The 17,065-nt window shown below is 26.7% G+C and carries 18 protein-coding genes; 13 read left to right on the forward strand and 5 right to left on the reverse strand.

Going from position 1 to position 17,065, the window contains the following annotated elements; all coding sequences use genetic code 11:
* The first annotated feature begins 71 nt into the window (after window positions 1–71).
* The 6 genes from ACWPW7_RS06790 (at window position 72) to ACWPW7_RS06815 (ending at window position 5,549) form a co-directional block, all read left to right on the forward strand.
* Window positions 72–725 carry a DUF2628 domain-containing protein gene (locus ACWPW7_RS06790; RefSeq protein WP_454052895.1) on the forward strand — a complete coding sequence of 218 codons (654 nt, stop codon included), beginning with the start codon at window positions 72–74 and terminating at the stop codon, window positions 723–725.
* Window positions 726–1,071: 346 nt separating this feature from the next.
* On the forward strand, window positions 1,072–1,707 hold the full coding sequence (locus tag ACWPW7_RS06795; RefSeq protein ID WP_454052896.1) for a zinc-ribbon domain-containing protein: 636 nt from the start codon (window positions 1,072–1,074) through the stop codon (window positions 1,705–1,707).
* A 111-nt stretch (window positions 1,708–1,818) separates the two neighbouring features.
* Window positions 1,819–2,859 carry a M42 family metallopeptidase gene (locus tag ACWPW7_RS06800; protein WP_454052897.1) on the forward strand — a complete coding sequence of 347 codons (1,041 nt, stop codon included), beginning with the start codon at window positions 1,819–1,821 and terminating at the stop codon, window positions 2,857–2,859.
* On the forward strand, window positions 2,850–3,881 hold the full coding sequence (locus tag ACWPW7_RS06805) for a M42 family metallopeptidase (RefSeq protein ID WP_454052898.1): 1,032 nt from the start codon (window positions 2,850–2,852) through the stop codon (window positions 3,879–3,881). Before ACWPW7_RS06800 ends, ACWPW7_RS06805 begins: the two co-directional genes overlap by 10 nt.
* A gap of 13 nt (window positions 3,882–3,894) precedes the next feature.
* Complete coding sequence (locus ACWPW7_RS06810; RefSeq protein ID WP_291567885.1) at window positions 3,895–4,887, forward strand: M42 family peptidase; 993 nt, start codon at window positions 3,895–3,897, stop codon at window positions 4,885–4,887.
* A 452-nt stretch (window positions 4,888–5,339) separates the two neighbouring features.
* Complete coding sequence (locus tag ACWPW7_RS06815; RefSeq protein WP_454052899.1) at window positions 5,340–5,549, forward strand: hypothetical protein; 210 nt, start codon at window positions 5,340–5,342, stop codon at window positions 5,547–5,549.
* 73 nt (window positions 5,550–5,622) lie between these two features.
* Here the strand turns inward: ACWPW7_RS06815 and ACWPW7_RS06820 are convergent, their stop codons facing one another.
* Complete coding sequence (locus ACWPW7_RS06820) at window positions 5,623–6,480, reverse strand: 4Fe-4S binding protein (protein ID WP_454052900.1); 858 nt, start codon at window positions 6,478–6,480, stop codon at window positions 5,623–5,625.
* A 330-nt stretch (window positions 6,481–6,810) separates the two neighbouring features.
* On the opposite strand from ACWPW7_RS06820, the gene ACWPW7_RS06825 reads away from it, so the two are divergent.
* The 4 genes from ACWPW7_RS06825 (at window position 6,811) to ACWPW7_RS06840 (ending at window position 9,041) form a co-directional block, all read left to right on the forward strand.
* The gene (locus ACWPW7_RS06825) at window positions 6,811–7,209 is read left to right on the forward strand and encodes a GntR family transcriptional regulator (RefSeq protein ID WP_454055479.1); all 399 of its coding nucleotides are present in this window, start codon (window positions 6,811–6,813) and stop codon (window positions 7,207–7,209) included.
* Window positions 7,193–7,684 carry an ATP-binding cassette domain-containing protein gene (locus tag ACWPW7_RS06830; protein WP_454052901.1) on the forward strand — a complete coding sequence of 164 codons (492 nt, stop codon included), beginning with the start codon at window positions 7,193–7,195 and terminating at the stop codon, window positions 7,682–7,684. The genes ACWPW7_RS06825 and ACWPW7_RS06830 overlap by 17 nt, the downstream gene beginning before the upstream one ends.
* Before the next feature lie 147 nt (window positions 7,685–7,831).
* On the forward strand, window positions 7,832–8,077 hold the full coding sequence (locus tag ACWPW7_RS06835; protein ID WP_454052902.1) for a hypothetical protein: 246 nt from the start codon (window positions 7,832–7,834) through the stop codon (window positions 8,075–8,077).
* Window positions 8,067–9,041, forward strand: a complete 975-nt coding sequence (locus ACWPW7_RS06840; protein ID WP_454052903.1) for a hypothetical protein — start codon at window positions 8,067–8,069, stop codon at window positions 9,039–9,041. The genes ACWPW7_RS06835 and ACWPW7_RS06840 overlap by 11 nt, the downstream gene beginning before the upstream one ends.
* A gap of 167 nt (window positions 9,042–9,208) precedes the next feature.
* Here the strand turns inward: ACWPW7_RS06840 and ACWPW7_RS06845 are convergent, their stop codons facing one another.
* The 4 genes from ACWPW7_RS06845 to ACWPW7_RS06860 form a co-directional block, all read right to left on the reverse strand.
* Entirely contained in the window at window positions 9,209–10,204 is a 996-nt protein-coding gene (locus tag ACWPW7_RS06845; protein ID WP_454052904.1) for a phage lytic cycle repressor MrpR family protein, read from the reverse strand.
* A 291-nt stretch (window positions 10,205–10,495) separates the two neighbouring features.
* Window positions 10,496–10,672, reverse strand: coding sequence for an HTH domain-containing protein (locus ACWPW7_RS06850; RefSeq protein ID WP_454052905.1), 177 nt, complete (start codon window positions 10,670–10,672; stop codon window positions 10,496–10,498).
* 516 nt (window positions 10,673–11,188) lie between these two features.
* Window positions 11,189–12,574: a radical SAM protein gene (locus ACWPW7_RS06855; protein WP_454052906.1), complete on the reverse strand. Its 1,386-nt coding sequence runs from the start codon at window positions 12,572–12,574 to the stop codon at window positions 11,189–11,191.
* A gap of 270 nt (window positions 12,575–12,844) precedes the next feature.
* The gene (locus ACWPW7_RS06860) at window positions 12,845–13,651 is read right to left on the reverse strand and encodes a nitrilase-related carbon-nitrogen hydrolase (RefSeq protein ID WP_454052907.1); all 807 of its coding nucleotides are present in this window, start codon (window positions 13,649–13,651) and stop codon (window positions 12,845–12,847) included.
* Window positions 13,652–14,210: 559 nt separating this feature from the next.
* On the opposite strand from ACWPW7_RS06860, the gene ACWPW7_RS06865 reads away from it, so the two are divergent.
* From ACWPW7_RS06865 to galU, 3 genes are all read left to right on the forward strand, one after another.
* Complete coding sequence (locus tag ACWPW7_RS06865; RefSeq protein ID WP_291567867.1) at window positions 14,211–15,047, forward strand: YihY/virulence factor BrkB family protein; 837 nt, start codon at window positions 14,211–14,213, stop codon at window positions 15,045–15,047.
* Between the two features lie 161 nt (window positions 15,048–15,208).
* Complete coding sequence (locus ACWPW7_RS06870) at window positions 15,209–16,144, forward strand: type I phosphomannose isomerase catalytic subunit (RefSeq protein ID WP_291567865.1); 936 nt, start codon at window positions 15,209–15,211, stop codon at window positions 16,142–16,144.
* 18 nt (window positions 16,145–16,162) lie between these two features.
* Window positions 16,163–17,029, forward strand: coding sequence for a UTP--glucose-1-phosphate uridylyltransferase GalU (galU, locus tag ACWPW7_RS06875; protein ID WP_291567863.1), 867 nt, complete (start codon window positions 16,163–16,165; stop codon window positions 17,027–17,029).
* Window positions 17,030–17,065: the final 36 nt, after the last annotated feature.

A 17,065-nucleotide genomic window follows, 5' to 3' on the forward strand; every position in this document is an offset into this window, starting at 1 on the left:
AATTATTAACAACTAAGTGATGAAAATGGTATAATATCCTATGAACCTAATTTATTATAGGAGGAAAATTTATGCAATGTAACAATTGTGGAAGTGAAGTTAAAAATGAAGAAAGTTTTTGCAGTGAATGTGGTGCAAGAATATTAACCGAACAAGATTACATAGATATTTTTAGAAATAAGAATAATGAAATGATAGATGAATCTTACATAAAAGAAGAAAATGTAATTGATTATAATAAAGTTTTTGATACTATTACTAAAGAAGAGATAGAGACATTTATAGGGAAAAAAAGTAACAGCTATTATTTAGATAAATGGGTTAATTTAAAGCTTTCAAATAAATATGTTAGCTGGAACTGGTGGGCATTTTTTTTATCTTCTTATTGGTTGCTATATAGAAAGATGTATCTATGGGGATTTATTACTATAGTTATAAATTTTGTTTCTATTGGTGGTGTTGTAATTGGAGAAACTATTATACCACCTCTAGTATTATCTATTATATTGGGGCTTTTTGGAAATAGCATATATTATAATCATGCTAAAGAAAAAATATATAAGGTTAAGAAAAAAAATCTGCCAAAAGAGAATGAACTTAAAACAATAAAAAAGCGTGGGGGAATTAATTTAGCGCTTGCATTAATTATGTTTATATTAACGTTGTTACTTTTTTATGCTAGCATAGTATTATTTATATCAATAGTGTCAGAAATAGCGAGTTAGATATATAAAAAATAACTAGTTAATATGTGAGTTATTCTTTATATGACTTAAGTCTTTATAAGGTTTCATTGAAAATATTTAAAAATTATACTTTTAAAATAAATTAACTTATCAATAACTAATCATCTAACGAATTTTAAACTAGCAATTTTATTGCTAGTTTTTTCATTTTAATAATTTAATAGCATGATTATATGAAAGCATAGATTAGATTTAAAAGTAATATATATATAATGTACAGGTCTATTAACACAGATTATAAATATGATATAATAATTTGGTGTCTTGTCTAATTTAGGCTAAATTAGGTTAATTTTAGATATTTTACAGAGAAAGGAGGAAGAGTATGTATTGTTCACAGTGCGGAAAAGAAATTCAACAACATGTAAAATTTTGTCCTAATTGTGGAAAAGAAATTTTAAGTAATAATATAAATAATGAATTTTCACACTTTAAGGATGAAACTAATTATAATTATTCGACCAATATGAATAACGGTATTGGAGATAGTTTTAGTAGAGTATCAGAGAATGAATTAAGAACTTTTATTGGTGAAAAAAACACAAATTATTACATAGAAAAATGGAATTTAATCAATCAAACTAATAAAAGCGTTAGTTGGAATTGGGCATCATTTTTCTTAGGATCATTATGGTTATTATATAGGAAAATGTATGTATGGGGAACTTTAATGATAGCAGTTTCTATGGCAATATCATGGATGGGAATACCTTTTGGATGGCTTTTATTAGCTATATTAGTGGGCATGTTTGGAAATAAGCTTTACTTAGAGGAAACTCGAAAGAAAATTATTGAAATTAAGGCTATTACTAGTGATTTAAATAGCCAATATCAAATGATAAAATCAAAAGGTGGTACAAACTTAGCATTACCGATAACAATAGCAGTTATAGGATTTTTAATAACAATATTTTTAATAATTTTAGGTACAGCAATAGCTATGGAATTTTATTATATGTAATAATTAAGAAGGGTATTTACAAAAGTAAGGTTAAGGTACATTTGTAAATACTCTTTTGATTTGATAAGATATTATTAGAAAATTCAGAATAAATTGAAAGGAGCTAAGGTTATGGATGAAAAAAAGCTTTTAAAAAGCTTATGTGAAGGACATGGACCTAGTGGTAGAGAGCATTGGTTATTTGAGAATATTAAAGAAGCTTTTTCAGAATTTGGTCAGGTTACTTTAGACAATTTAAATAATACTATTATCCATAAGAAAGGTAATGGAAAAGGAAAAATAATGCTTATGGCTCATGCTGATGAAATATTCATGGTAGTTACAGCTGTTAGTGAAAATGGATTTTTGGAGTTTAAGGAAAATGGTTTAGATCCTAAGGTGTTAGTTTCTCAAGAAGTTATAGTTCATGGGGAAAAACAAATTTTAGGTATAATTGGAGTAAAACCTCCTCATTTAATGAAAGAGGAGGATAGAAAGAAAGCAGTTACTATCGATAATCTTCGAATTGATACGGGACTTTCTACAGAAGAACTAAAGAAAGTAGTTAAACCAGGAGATTTTGTAACACTAAAAAGAGAAGTTAGAGAATTATTAAATGATAATATTGCTTCAAAGGCAAGTGATGATAGGGCTTCAATAGTTTCACTTTATACTTGTGCAAAAGAACTTAAAAATATAAACCATGATTTAGATGTTTATTTTGTTGCTTCAGCACAAGAAGAAGTTGGGCATAGAGGGGCTAAAACAGCTAGTTTTGCTATAAGACCAGATATAGGAATTGCAATAGATGTTGGATTTGATGATAGTAAGCTTGGAGATACTGGTTGTGGAGTTAAATTAGGTGGTGGTCCTATGATTACTGTTGGACCTAATATACACCCAAGATTAAGAAAGCATCTTGTATCAATAGCAAAGGAATACAATATACCATATCAAGTTGAGATATGTCCTGGATCTACTGGTACTGATGCTTGGGACATACAAGTAACTGCTGATGGTATTCCTACATTGCTTCTTTCAATTCCTCAAAGATATATGCATACTTCTGTTGAAGTTGTAAATATGAATGACATTAAAAATACAGGAATACTTTTAGCAAAATTAATAGAAAAGTTAAAATATGAAGATTTGGAGGGAATACTATGTTTCTAACAGAGGAACTAAAAAAAGGTGGATTACTGGATAAATTATGTTCTGCACCGGGCCCTTCAGGTTATGAAGGTAAAGTTAGAGAAATTATAAAAAAGGAAGTAAAACCTTATGTAGATGAAATAAAAGTGGACAAGATGGGTAATATTGTAGCACATAAAAAAGGTAATAGCAAAAAGATAATGATAGCTGCTCATATGGATGAAGTAGGGTTTATTATTACTGGATATAATGATGATGGTACTTTAAAGTTCAGAGCATTAGGTGGAATTAGTACTAATGTTATTCCTGCTAAAACAATACTAATTGGTGATGGGAAGTTACGAGGTATTATAGGTGCAAAGGCAATACATCTTCAATCAAAAGAAAATAGAGAGAAACCTTTTGGCTATGATGACTGTTGTATTGATATTGGAGCTATAGATAAGGAAGAAGCAAAAAAACTAGTTGAGCTTGGAGAATATGCAGTATTTGATACTGAATATGATAAGTTTGGAGATAAACTACTTAAAGGAAAAGCTTTTGATGATAGAATGGGGTGTTTACTACTAATTCAAGCATTGAAAGAAAATTATAATGGAGATATTTATGGAGTGTTCAATGTTCAAGAAGAAGTTGGAGAAAGAGGGGCATATATCTCAGCTTTTAATTTACAGCCAGACATTGCAATAGTTTTAGAGGGAACTATATGTGCAGATATGCCTAATGTCTCAAAAGATTCAAGAGCTACAGAAATAGGGAAAGGGCCTGCTATTTCCATAATGGATAAAACTAGTATTTTTGATAGTAAGCTTGCAGATGAAATTATGAAAGTAGGAGATGAAAAAAATATTCCTTATCAAAGAAGAAGAGCAATAGCTGGAGGAAATGATGCAGGAATAATTCATACAGTAGGAGAAGGAGTTTCTAAAATTGCTACTATTTCAGTACCTTGCAGATATATCCATTCATCAGTATCTGTAGCTTCACAGGAAGATTATATAAATGCTTTAAAATTGTTAAAAGAATATTTAAAAATATTATAGGGAGGATAGATTTATGGACATATTATTAGAAAAGCTAATAAAAGCTTTTGGTACAAGTTCTCATGAAGAAGGCGTAAGAAATGTTATTTTTGATAAACTAAATGAATTAGATATAAATTATGAAGTTGATAAAATGGACAATGTTATAGTTAAAATGGGTGCAAAAGTACAATGTGAAGAAGATAAGCTTATGTTTGTTTCTCATATGGATACAGTAGGCTTAATTGCAACAGTTATTGATGATAAAGGGTTTGTGAAAGTTGGGAATTTAGGAGATTTTAAAATTAATAATATTATCGATAGCTTAGTAGTTTTTGAAAATGGAACTATAGGAAGAGTTTGTAGTGATAAAAAGTCATCAGAGATAGATGATGTATATATAGACTTAGGAGTAAATAGTAGGGAAGAAGCACTAAAGAAAATAAAAGAAGGAGATGTGGCAGTATTTAAAGGTGAAATAGTAAAAATAGGAGATAATATATCAGCTCCAGCATTAGATAATAGAATTGGATGTTATATGTTACTAAAAATAATAGAAGGATTATCTAAAGATAGAGAAAAACTAGGTGAATTAAATAAAGAGTTTTCTTTTGTATTTTCTACTCAAAATATATTAGATGGTAGAGGAGCAAGAGCAGCAGCATACTCTATAAATCCTATGTATTGTATAATTGTAGATGCTGAAGAATCCAGTGATAATTTAGAAGGAAAGGGAAGATTTAAGCTAGGAAATGGTGTAGGACTTCATGTTTTTGATGGAAATTTAATAATACATCATGAAGCCAAAGAAATGCTTGAAAATGCTTGCAAAAAAGCTAATATTGAACCTCAGTATGTATTTAGTGAGAAAGGCACAGATGGTGGTAGAATTCATAGAGAAACAAATGGAATAAAAACGGGAGTACTTTCCGTTCCTGTAAGATATAAAAATAGTATAGCAGAAATGGCAAATATTAAAGATATTGAAAAAGGAATAGAAGTATTATGCAACGTAATATTTAATTAAATTTTATACTAAGTTACATTAAAAAATAATTATATAGTAAGAGCAATTGAATATATTTTTGTAATAATATTTATTTTTTTAAGTATAAAAATTTAATATTGGTATAAAATAATTTCATAAAGATTTTGCATGGTAATCAACATGTTACACAAATATCTATAGTTAAATATTTAAAAAGATATTCTAATTTTTAGGATATCTTTTTAAACGTTTAAAATTATAATTTTTTTGAAAAGTTTATTATAAGATATTGAGTTTAAGCTAATTAGCTATTTAAAATTTGTTATTTATCTATAAGTTTGTTTTAAAAGTAGATAAATTTACTTTTTATAAAGTCAAATAAAAATTTAATATTCTTTACACTATAACCATTAATTTAATAGTATTTTTACTATTAAAAATCACAAAATAATAGAGAATGAAATTTATTAAAGAAATAGGAGTGTAAAGTAATGAAAAATGAAACTAAAAATAGGAAAAATGATTTAGAAAGTTATGATAATAATTCCTCTACTGAAGAGCAATTAAAAAATTTAAAGGGAAACTATGAAAAAGCAAATAAATATATAAAACATAATAAAGAACATATGAATGATTCTGCATTGTCAAATATAAAGAAAAAACAAGATAATAGAGAAAATCAAATGGATCAATTACAGTAATTAAAAACTCCAAGAAATTTTTCTTGGAGTTTTTAATTACTGTAATTTTATCTAAAACAAAAATTTTAGATTTCTATAATAAATTTTTTTCTACTTCTTCAAATCCTATTCTTTCTATCATTGAAGAAAGTCTTTCTAGTGGATTGGCATTTTCATTGTAGTAAGTCATAATTTTATCTAACATTGGAAGTATTTCTTCTTCCTTAAATAATTTATTCAGTGGTTCACCCATTTTAGCTCTTCTGCCAAATCTTCCCCCTAGGTATAGTTTTACACCTTCAGATTTCTTTTTAATAGCTCCAAGCCCACAGGCAGTTGCACATTTACCACAGTGCACACAAAGGTCTTCTTTATAAACTAATTTTTTATTTTCCTTTACTAAAGCACCTTCTCTGCATACTTTAATACATTTTCCACATAGTACACAGTTATTTTCATTGATTTCAATATTAACGTGAGGTATTATTCCTATGTCATTTAATTGTGCCTTACCACAATTATTAGGACATCCTACAACTCCTATTTTAAATTTTGCAGGCAGTTCTCTTCCAAAGTATTCATTATGTATATTAGAAGCTAAACTTTGTGTATCTAAAAGTCCGTGAACACATACCGTGCCTTTACATGCTGTAATTGGCCTTACTTTCTTACCAGTACCTCCATTAACTAAGTTATTTTCTGCAAGTTCTTTTTTAACAGCTTCTATATCTTCATGTTTTATGTATGGAATTTCAATACATAACCTAGTAGTTAGTCCTAAATATCCTTTTCCATATTTTGAAGAAATTTTTGATAGTGCTGATAGTTGATCAGAAGTAAAATTACCTGCATTACTTAATATTCTAATTGAATAATATCCTTCTTGCTTTTGAGCTAGAATAGCTTGTGATTTTAATACTGCTTTTTCTTCAGTAGAAACCTTAATATCCATAAAAAACCCATCCTTTTACGTAATATAAAAAATAAATTTAATACTAAAGATTAATTAAATTTAAGTTTCTTAGGTAAATTTATAGCCTTAATATAATAGAAACAATATAAAATTTATATTTACACAATAATATGAACCCATAAACTCAAAATTAATATCTATATTTATTTTAACATATTTAATTTATTTAATAAATGTAGCTAACTCTTAATATAATTTATGCCTATATAATAAAAATTTATATTGACAAAAGATCATATTGATAATAATATGAATGTATTAAGTGTATTAGTTGATATAGTACACTTAATACAGAAAGGTGGTGAAATATTGATAAATATAGATAGTAGAAGTAGTATACCTATTTACGAACAAATAGTGAATGGAGTTAAAGAAAATATATTTAAAGGTATTCTTAAACCAGGAGATAAATTACCTTCAGTAAGAGAAATGGCTTCAATGATTACCACTAATCCCAACACAGTAAGTAAAGCTTATTCAGAACTTGAAAGAGAAAAGATAATAGAAACTATAAGGGGTAAAGGGACATATGTATCTTTAAGCTATAAACCTAAAATAGATGAAGATAAAATAAAAACAATTAAGGAGAATTTAAAAAAGACTATACTAGAAGCTCACTATATGGGAATGGATAAAAAAGCAGTAATTGACATGCTAGAAAATATTTATGACGAATTTAGGGGGGATTTAAATGATAGAAATAAGTAACCTGTATAAGAATCTTGGCAATAAAGAAATTTTAAAAAATATAAATTTGAAGATTGAGAAGGGAAGTATATTTGGAATTATAGGTCCTAATGGTTCAGGAAAGATCACTTTAATTAACACTATAGTAGGAGCTTATAAAGCAGATAGTGGAAGTGTAGAGATGATGGGAGAACATATTTATGAGAACATTAATATGAAAGAAGAAATAGCTTTTGTGGAAGATGAAAATAGTATTTTTTCTAATTATAAAGTAAAAGATGTTATAAGTTTTTATTCAAGAGCTTATAAAAATTTTAATAAGGAAAGATTTAACACTTTAAATGATATTTTTAAGATAGATGAAAAATATAGAATTTCAAAACTTTCTAGAGGAATGAAAAAAATTCTCTTTATCATGATAGGTTTTAGTATAATGCCTAAGATAATAATTTTAGATGAACCTACTATAGGATTAGATCCATTGATAAAAAATTAGTTTATAAATTTAATTCTAGAGGAAGTAGCAGAAAGGAATACTACGATTTTAATTACATCTCATAATCTAGATGAACTAGAGAGAATTTGTGATTCAATAGCTATAATTAATAAAGGAGAAATTAAATATACAAGCTCTTTAGATAATATGAAGGAAAATATTAAAAAGCTTCAAGTTATGTTTAAAGAAGATACGTTTTTAGATTTAGAATCATGGAATGAAGTAATTAAGGTAAAAAGAATAGGTAGGGTTCATAGTATAGTGGTTAAAAACTACACTAAAGAATTAGAAGCAAGGCTGAATAAGTTTGGTGCTACTTATATTGAGGAAGTAAGCTTAGGTCTTGAGGAATTATTTATAGATACCATGGGAGGTGAAGGGCTTGATAAATAAATATTTTAATAAAGCAATATATTTCCAGGATATTAAAGCCTTAACTATATATTCAATGATTATTTTAATTATTGCTCCAAGGTCATTTTCTTCAAATGATCACTATAAAAATATAATAAGCCAACCAATGATAATACCCTTAGCAGCAATATATATAGCTATGATAGCTGCAGCTTTTGGATGGGACAAATTTAAAAATATGAGATTTCTGTCTGTCCTTCCTACATCAAAGCTTCAAATATTAATAACTAAGATTATAGCAGTATTAACTGCTATATGGATACCTTTAATATTTGATTATGCTATAAGATTATTAACATACTTTAATGATGTGGAAAAATATAAAGCAATTAATATAACATTTCATAATATAAATTTATTTCTTTTATCTCAGCTAACTCTAGCTTTTATAGTAGTAACTATAGCATTATTATTTCAAGGTTTAGTTGGAAATAGTATTTTAGCTTTAATTTTAAGTTTTGTATGGGTACCATATAGTGCAATTACTCCAATAATGCTTTCAGATTTGCTTTATAATAAAGTAAAGTCTATAAGTGAAATATTTGCATATTTATTTACTCGGCCACTAAGGTTTATAGAAATATTAATGTTGAAAGGCCCATCAAATAAATTTTCATTAAAGATTATATGTTTATTATTAATTATTATAGCAATGTGGATAGCAATTATATGGTTATTTAAGAAAAATACTGTAGAAGATTATGATAAGGCATTTACTGTTAAGTTTAGTGAAGTAGTATTTAAGCTTTGTACAGGAATCTTTTTATCTATTATAGTAATGATTATTATATCGATAATACTAACAGCAAGTAAAGGTAAAGGAAGTTATATTAATCTTTTAACAGAGAGCAATAAACTTGTAGTAAACTTAATAGGAGTAATCGTATTACTGATTTCTTATAGAATTCAGGGAAGATTAATAAATAGATATAATAATAAATAACTTGTATGGCAATAATTTCTAGTTTCTTTTCTTAGGAGAAGAAATTAGAAATTTATTTTTTAAGCTAAGAAGTAGTTAAAAAATAAAAAAGAATAAAAGAGGGAAAAGTCTCCCTCTTAGCTATATACTTAATTTAAATGTAGTATTAATAGATGAATTCATATGTCTTAATAAAATGATATTTCTATTTTATGATTTAAATCCTTTAAAATTTTTTCCCTCATTAATTTTAAAATACGTAACATATCACCGGTTTCAACGGTCTCATTATTATCACTTAAGAACTCTCTTATTTCTCTAGTATTTAATTTTCTATTTATAGTTATTTCATGTTTTACTATTCTTTCTGCTAGACCACTTAAATAAATAGTACGTCCTGTAAGTAAGGGCTTTTCCATTATATCCTTTAATACATCTAATCTACGCTTTAATCCTGCAACTTTCATTGGTTGAGGAGTAAGTTGATTTTTTTTAGGTCTTAATCGTATTAAATAGGGACTATTTATATCTAAAGTATAACTTTCATTTGTGCTACAAATATCTCCAAGATACTTATAGTATACATCTTCATCTATAGTTTGAAGAATGGTATCTTTAGTATAATTAGAGATATTAATAATTTTATTTTTTAGATTGATTATTTTATTATCTAAATCAATTTGATGAGTTTTTAATGTAAGTAATTCAGAATATTCTTTTCCCATAACTCCTTCAAATAATAAAATAAATATTGCTTTATCACTTCCATTAATTAGTTTTCCAGATAGAACTTTTTTCAATTCATTTCGCGTACAATATCTATTTTTTAAGGCTTCACTAGATATGAGATTTCTAATTTCATCTGCTTTAATTGAAAAGTTCATAATACCTTTTTTTATGTTCATCTCTTCTGCATATTGTATGTATTTTTTTATAAGACTGTATTTAGAGGTAATAGAATTATAGGTTTTTGCGTTAAAATTTTTTAGTGTATTTTTAATTTCATCTTTAGTAAAGTCATATAAATCCTTTTTAAACACACGTTCTTCAAGCTCTAGTACATTTTTAAATATATTAATATACTGGAGTTTCATAGTATTACTATATTTTTTTTCAATTTCAGCAATAAAATGTTCTTTAAAATTACTATTTGCGTATTTTAAATTATCTTTTAAACTGGTCATCCATACAATACCCCTTTCATTATGTTGCCAATCATATGTAAACCAAATTATAATCAATTATACATTATAATAAAGGACTATTCTATATACTAAATTTAAAATCAATGTATATTTCACAATTTATAATTGTGGAAAATTCTTCTTAATAGCAGAAGTCCTAGATAGATCTCTTTTTTAGTTATAGATTAGCTTCTTATGATAAAAACTAACAATGTAATTGCTAGTAAATAAAAAAAGGACTGATAATATAAAAATATTATCAGTCAACTAAAATAAAATTGTAGATTACAGCTACTTAGCTGCATAATAACATCTCTTTGGAGATTCTATTTTCTCTTCATCTTTTAATTTTTTTATTGCTTTATCAACGTCTTTTTTGTCTATTCCAGCTTTTTCTGCAATTTCTCCAGATTTCATAGGTTCTCCATTAGTTTTTAGAGTTTCTAAAATTTTTTCTAAAATATCCATATCTAAACCTCCAAACAATAATAATTATTATTTAATAATTATTTCGATAATTATATTATAGCATGGATTTTTACAATATCAATATTTTTGATGAATATGTAATAAATTTCATAGAATTTTATGTGAGTAAATTATAAGTAGATCATGAGACTTTTTAAATTAATAAAATACTAATTATAAAAAGAATTCAAAATGATTTATAAATTTTTTATAACTGATACATGTACAGATGCAATGAGTCTTGGATTGATATGTACATAAAAATATTTGATATTCTTTAGTGTTTTCATTAGTTTTATTCAATTTAAAATGTGTATTTCATAATTTACAATTGTGGAAACTTCTCCTTAATTGGAGAAGTTTTGAATTGATTTCTTTCTTTAGTTATGCAATAAATTCTTATAATAAAAATTAGTAATTGTATTGTCATTAAAAAAATCAATTAAAGAAATCAGTTTGATTAGAACTAATTTCAACCACAATTGTCAATTTCCCATTGTCAAATCTCCATCATTATTAGCCTTTAGACATATCATAATTTCCTGTATTATTAAATTCTTCTTTAAAAGCTTTATTTGCATATGGCTCAAATTCTTCTGCTAATTTATCGAGCTTACTCATAAATTCACTATCTTTAATCATCATTTCTGCACTAGGATGAGTAGGTTTAGCACCAGTTAAAGCTACAATTTCTCTAATTTCTTTTGGATTGTCTATCATAGGACAAGGCAATAATAAATTTTTATTATAAGGATGTCTTTTTCTAAGCTCTTTAAAGTAATCATTTTTAAGTGCTTGTAGTAGAGGTTTATCCTTTACATTTTCCGTAGCAAAGTGAGAGAATATACAAGGTTCCAAATCTTCTTTAGAATTTATATGGCAGTAATACTTACCAGCAATACATCCACCTACGTAAGGTGCATCATTAAAGAAGTCAATAGGAAATATTTTTTTACTGCCCCTTATATTTCTAGTTCTTTCACCAAGTTTCAATCGCTGCTCTGGAGAAAGCATATACTTCATATCATTTAGTGGATTATCACCTATAGGCATAAACATAAAATACCATATCATTCTAGCACCTTTTTCTATAAGTATATCTATAAATTCTTCTGAAGTAACAGAATCTATATTATTGTTAGCTGTAGCCGCAGAAGCACCAAAAGGTATACCTTTTTCTTTTAATAAATCCATACCCTTCATTACAGAATTAAAGGTTCCAATGCCTCTTCTACTATCTGTACTAACTCTATCTCCCTCAAGAGAAAGCATAGGCATAACATTTCCAAGCTCGGCAAGTGTATCTACTAGTTTTTCATTAAATAAGCTTCCATTTGTAAATGGCATAAAATACATATCGTTGTACTTTCTATAAATATCTATCATATATTCATTGAAGAAAGGTTCGCCACCTAGAACAACTATATAATATATTCCAAGATCTCTAGCTTCTTTAATTAGTCTATCAACTTCTTCAAAAGGAATATCATCTTTTTTACTGTAGTTAGCAGCGTAACAACCTGTACACTTTAAATTACACCTCATAGAAGGACTAATTAAAATTGTAAAAGGAATTTTAGTATTGTTATCTTCACCTAAAGATTCTCTTTTAGGAACACCATACCAAAGAGCATTTCCTACCATATTAGTAAAGAATTTTTTTAAACAGTTTTTATTAGTATTTTCTAAAATATCTACCATAAATTCTTGAATTTGTGGGGAGGTGGAATACATATCATAAACATCTTCTACTATTTTTTTACTAAATTCGTCTCTAGTTGCTTTTTTAACTATACCAAATAGTTTATCAATATTTTTTTCAGGATTTTTATCCAATAGTTTTATTGCAGTTTTACAAACTGTCTCCTTTGCTTTTCTTTCAAAATTATCCTTAAATTCCATTACATATACCCCCTAAGGAAATAATATTATTATATTTTTAAAATATTGGATCAAATATGTATAACCATAATTTAAGTAAATACTAATATTTATGACCCAAAGTCATTTTTAAGGACTAACTTGTATTTTATATTAAGTATATGATTGAAATGTAAGAATAATTAGTAATAAAATTTTTAATGTATGATATAAATCTAATACCAAATACTTATAAAAAATAAAAATGAAGAATTGATTTGCAGATCAACTCTTCATTTTTATTTTTTATACTTAATCTTTTAGTGTATCTTTAAATAATTTATAGTATAATTCTTCTTTTCTATCATTTTTTAATTTAAAATTTTCTCTTACTTCATTAACCAATTTTTTATCAATTTCTCCTATTAACAGTCCTTCTATGTCTTTAAGATTACATACTTCTCTTCCAAGGGGATCCACTATCATGGACCAACCATTATAGATTAATCCATTTCCTTCTCCTACACGATTTATTCCTGCAATATAGCATTGAGTTTCAATAGCCCTTGCTTTAAGTAATATCTTAAAATGTTCTATTCGGCTTTCAGGCCAATTAGCTGCTACTGTGATGAGGTGAGAGTTTTTAGAAGCTATTTGAAAAATTTCAGGAAATCTTAAATCATAGCAAATAAAAGGTGAAATAGTTATATCACCTATATTACATGTATTTATTTTTTCTCCACTTATATAATGAAAACTTTCTTCACCAAAAGAGAAAGGATGAATTTTACTATAACTAGTTAATACTTCACCATTGTTTGAAATTATTGAATAAATATTTTTCCCCATAATTTTATTCTCTAATAATACTTTCTCAATATGACCAAAACCAATGGCGATATTATATTTTTTTGCAAGAAGTTTCATTCTTTTTACAGAGAAATTATCATCTTCTCCTAATTTTTCTGTATTCATTGTAAAACCTGTTAAAGTCATTTCAGGAAAAAGAATTAAATCTACAGATTTAGCTTTTCCTTCAGATATAAAAGTTTCGCATAATCTTAAATTTTTTTCTTTTTCTTCCCAAGCAATATTAATTTGCGCTAAGGCTAATCTCATATAAATCTCTCCCTTTAAAAATTAACAACTAAAGCTTATATATACTAGTTGTAAAATTAACATATATGTAAAATATTTATGGTTTTAGTATTACAATTAAAACTGTTGAATTTACAATTCATAATGTAAAATTCACAATTGTGGATATTTCTCAGCAGAAGCTGAGAAATTTAAAATTGATTTGTTTTAAAGTGATATAGTTAGTTTTTGTGATAAAAGCTAGGAGTTGTACTACTATTAAAAAATCCATTAAAGAAATTAGTTTAATTAAAACTAATTTTAACTTTAATTGTGCACTGTGAATTTTGAATTGTGCATTATTTTAAGTTGTCAATTGAAATATTTAATGGCATAGTTAATTAGTTATAAATTAACTTTTTAGGCAGTTTATCTATAAGTCACCAGGCTACTATATCCGAGAGTATTATAAAAATGTCTTTATTATACTATAAGAATAATTTAGGAATGTTATAATAAAAATATATTATAGTATCATTATATTATAAGGACTTAATTTATTTAATGGTTTTAGACAGCTTTTCTAGATAAGGAGTGTGTTATGTGTATAACTAATTATATAATCAAAATGATTTTAAAGTATAAGCAGCATAATGTATCGGCTTTGGCTTCTCAATTAGCCTACGATATGCTACTTTCCTTTTTTCCCTTTTTAATATTTTTATTAACACTTTTAGGACATAGCTCACTTGATGCTAATAATGTTTTAGTGGCACTTCAAACCATAATGCCTACAGAGGCATATGTATTGGTTGAAAATACAGTAAAACAAGTATTACTAACAAGAAATAGTGAATTATTATCTTTTTCACTTATATTTACCCTATATACTGCATCTAGAGCTTTTAGGGCTATAATATATGGGCTAAATAGAGCTTATGAGGAAAAAGAAACTAGAAGTTATTTTAAAATACTTCTGATTTCAGTAATCTTTATGATTGGACTAGTATTTGTAATTATATTTATATTGAGCTTTTTAGTTTTTGGTCAAATGATAAGTGATGCAATTAAGAAGTGGTTAGGCATAGAATTGGCCTTATTTAATTATGTCCATCTGCTCAGATATCCATTTTCATTAGTCTCTATGACTTTTGTTTTTGCGGCTATATATCATTTTATCCCTTGCAGAAAATTAAAATGGATAGAAGTTTTGCCGGGAGCAATTTTCACTACTATAGGATGGATAATTTCAAGTTTAGGATTTTCCTACTATGTGAATAACTTTAATAACTATTCAGCTATTTATGGTAGCATAGGAGTTATTATAGTTTTAATGATATGGCTTTATATAACTTCTATAATAATTTTATTAGGTGGAGAATTAAATGCTATTTTAAGTCATGAAAAAGAACTAAAAAGAAAACTGTCTATCAAGTAATTTTATATTTTATAAGGGAATATATTATTAATAGGCTATCAAATCATATGATTTGATAGCCTATTTAAATTATTAAATTGATAAATATCCATAATTATTGTGCTAATAATAAAATCTTTAAGCTAGTTTTATAGTTGTAAGCAATTTATAAGGGGGAGGGCATGTATCCATTAAAATTCAAGCCTGTTTACTTTGAAAAGATATGGGGAGGACGTGGACTGGAAAAGTTTAAAAAAGATCTTCCTAGAGGAAATATAGGTGAAAGTTGGGAGCTATCTTGTCATAAAAATGGATTAAGTATAATAGAAAATGGAATTTATAAGGGAAGAACTTTAAAAGAGATTATAGAAATTGAAGGAGAGAAGCTGTTAGGAGGAAATATAGATTTAGAAAATTTTCCTATACTTATAAAATTTATAAGTGCAGAAGATAATTTATCTATACAAGTACATCCTAATAATGAATACGCTAGAGCTGTAGAAAATGAAAATGGTAAGTCAGAGTTATGGTATATACTTAAAGCAGAGGAAGGCTCTAATATAATTCTTGGAAATAGAGCTTGTAGTAAAGAGGAATTTAAAAGTGGAGTAATTAGTGGAGATCTGGAAAAATATTTAAATATAATTAAAGTAAAAGAGGGAGAGGCTTACTATGTCAATGCTGGATTGCTTCATGCTATAGGAAATGGAATAGTACTAGTGGAAATTCAGCAAAGTAGTGATGTAACATATAGGGTTTATGATTATAATAGGGGAAGGGAAATTCATGTAAATAAGGCTTTAGATGTAATAAATTTAGACATAGTAGGAGAGCGGTTAAAAGAAAGTAAAGAAAATTTTAAAGGATATAATAAAATTAATTATGGGGATATGGAGTATTTTTCTGTGGAAAAATATGAAATAAATAATATTTTAGAACAGGAAAGTTGTGAGGAAAGCTTTTATGTATACATTTGTATAGAAGGAAAAGGCGTTGTAGCTTATAATAATAGTGAAGAGTGGCTGAATAGTGGAGAAGTTGTATTAATACCAGCTACTTTAGGGAAATACTATATAAGTGGTGATTTAACAATTCTTAAAATAATCATGAATGTATAGATTTAGGAGGAGTTATATATGAAAGTTAAAAAAGCTATTATTCCAGCAGCAGGACTAGGAACTAGGTTTTTGCCTGCAACTAAGGCAATGCCAAAAGAGATGTTACCTATAGTTGATAAACCTACAATTCAATATATTATAGAGGAAGCAGTGGAAGCTGGAATTGAAGAAATACTTATAATAACAGGACACAATAAAAAGTCTATTGAAGATCACTTTGATAGAGCTGTTGAGTTAGAGTTGAACTTAAAAAATAGTGGCAAAGAAGATTTGTTAAAATTAGTAAATGATATAACAAATTTAGTAAACATATATTATGTAAGGCAAAAAGAACCTAAGGGATTAGGTCATGCTATTTCTTGTGCTAAAATTTTTGCTAAGAATGAGCCTTTTGCAGTGCTTTTAGGAGATGATGTAGTAGATAGTAAAACTCCTTGTTTAAAGCAGCTTATAGATGAATATGAAAAATATAATTGTACAATATTGGGAGTACAACAAGTAAATAAAGAAGATACTAATAAATATGGTATAGTTAAGGGAATAAAGCTTTCTGATAGACTTTATAAAGTAGAGGATTTAATTGAAAAGCCTAAAGTGGAGGAAGCACCTTCTAATGTGGCTATATTGGGAAGATATATAATAAACCCAACTATATTTGAAATCTTAGAAAATACGAAACCAGGTAAGGGTGGGGAAATTCAGTTAACAGATGCACTAAAAACTCTTATATCTAAAGAAGATATGTATGCGTATATTTTTGACGGAAGAAGGTATGACGTAGGTGATAAGCTAGGATTTTTACAAGCTACAGTAGAATATGCACTAAAAAGAGAAGAATTAAGAGAAAATTTTATGGATTATTTAAAAAGTATAGTTAAATCATAGTCATAAAATTACCCCATAAGCAATAATATTTTATAG

Source organism: Clostridium sp. Marseille-Q7071 (assembly GCF_965112025.1).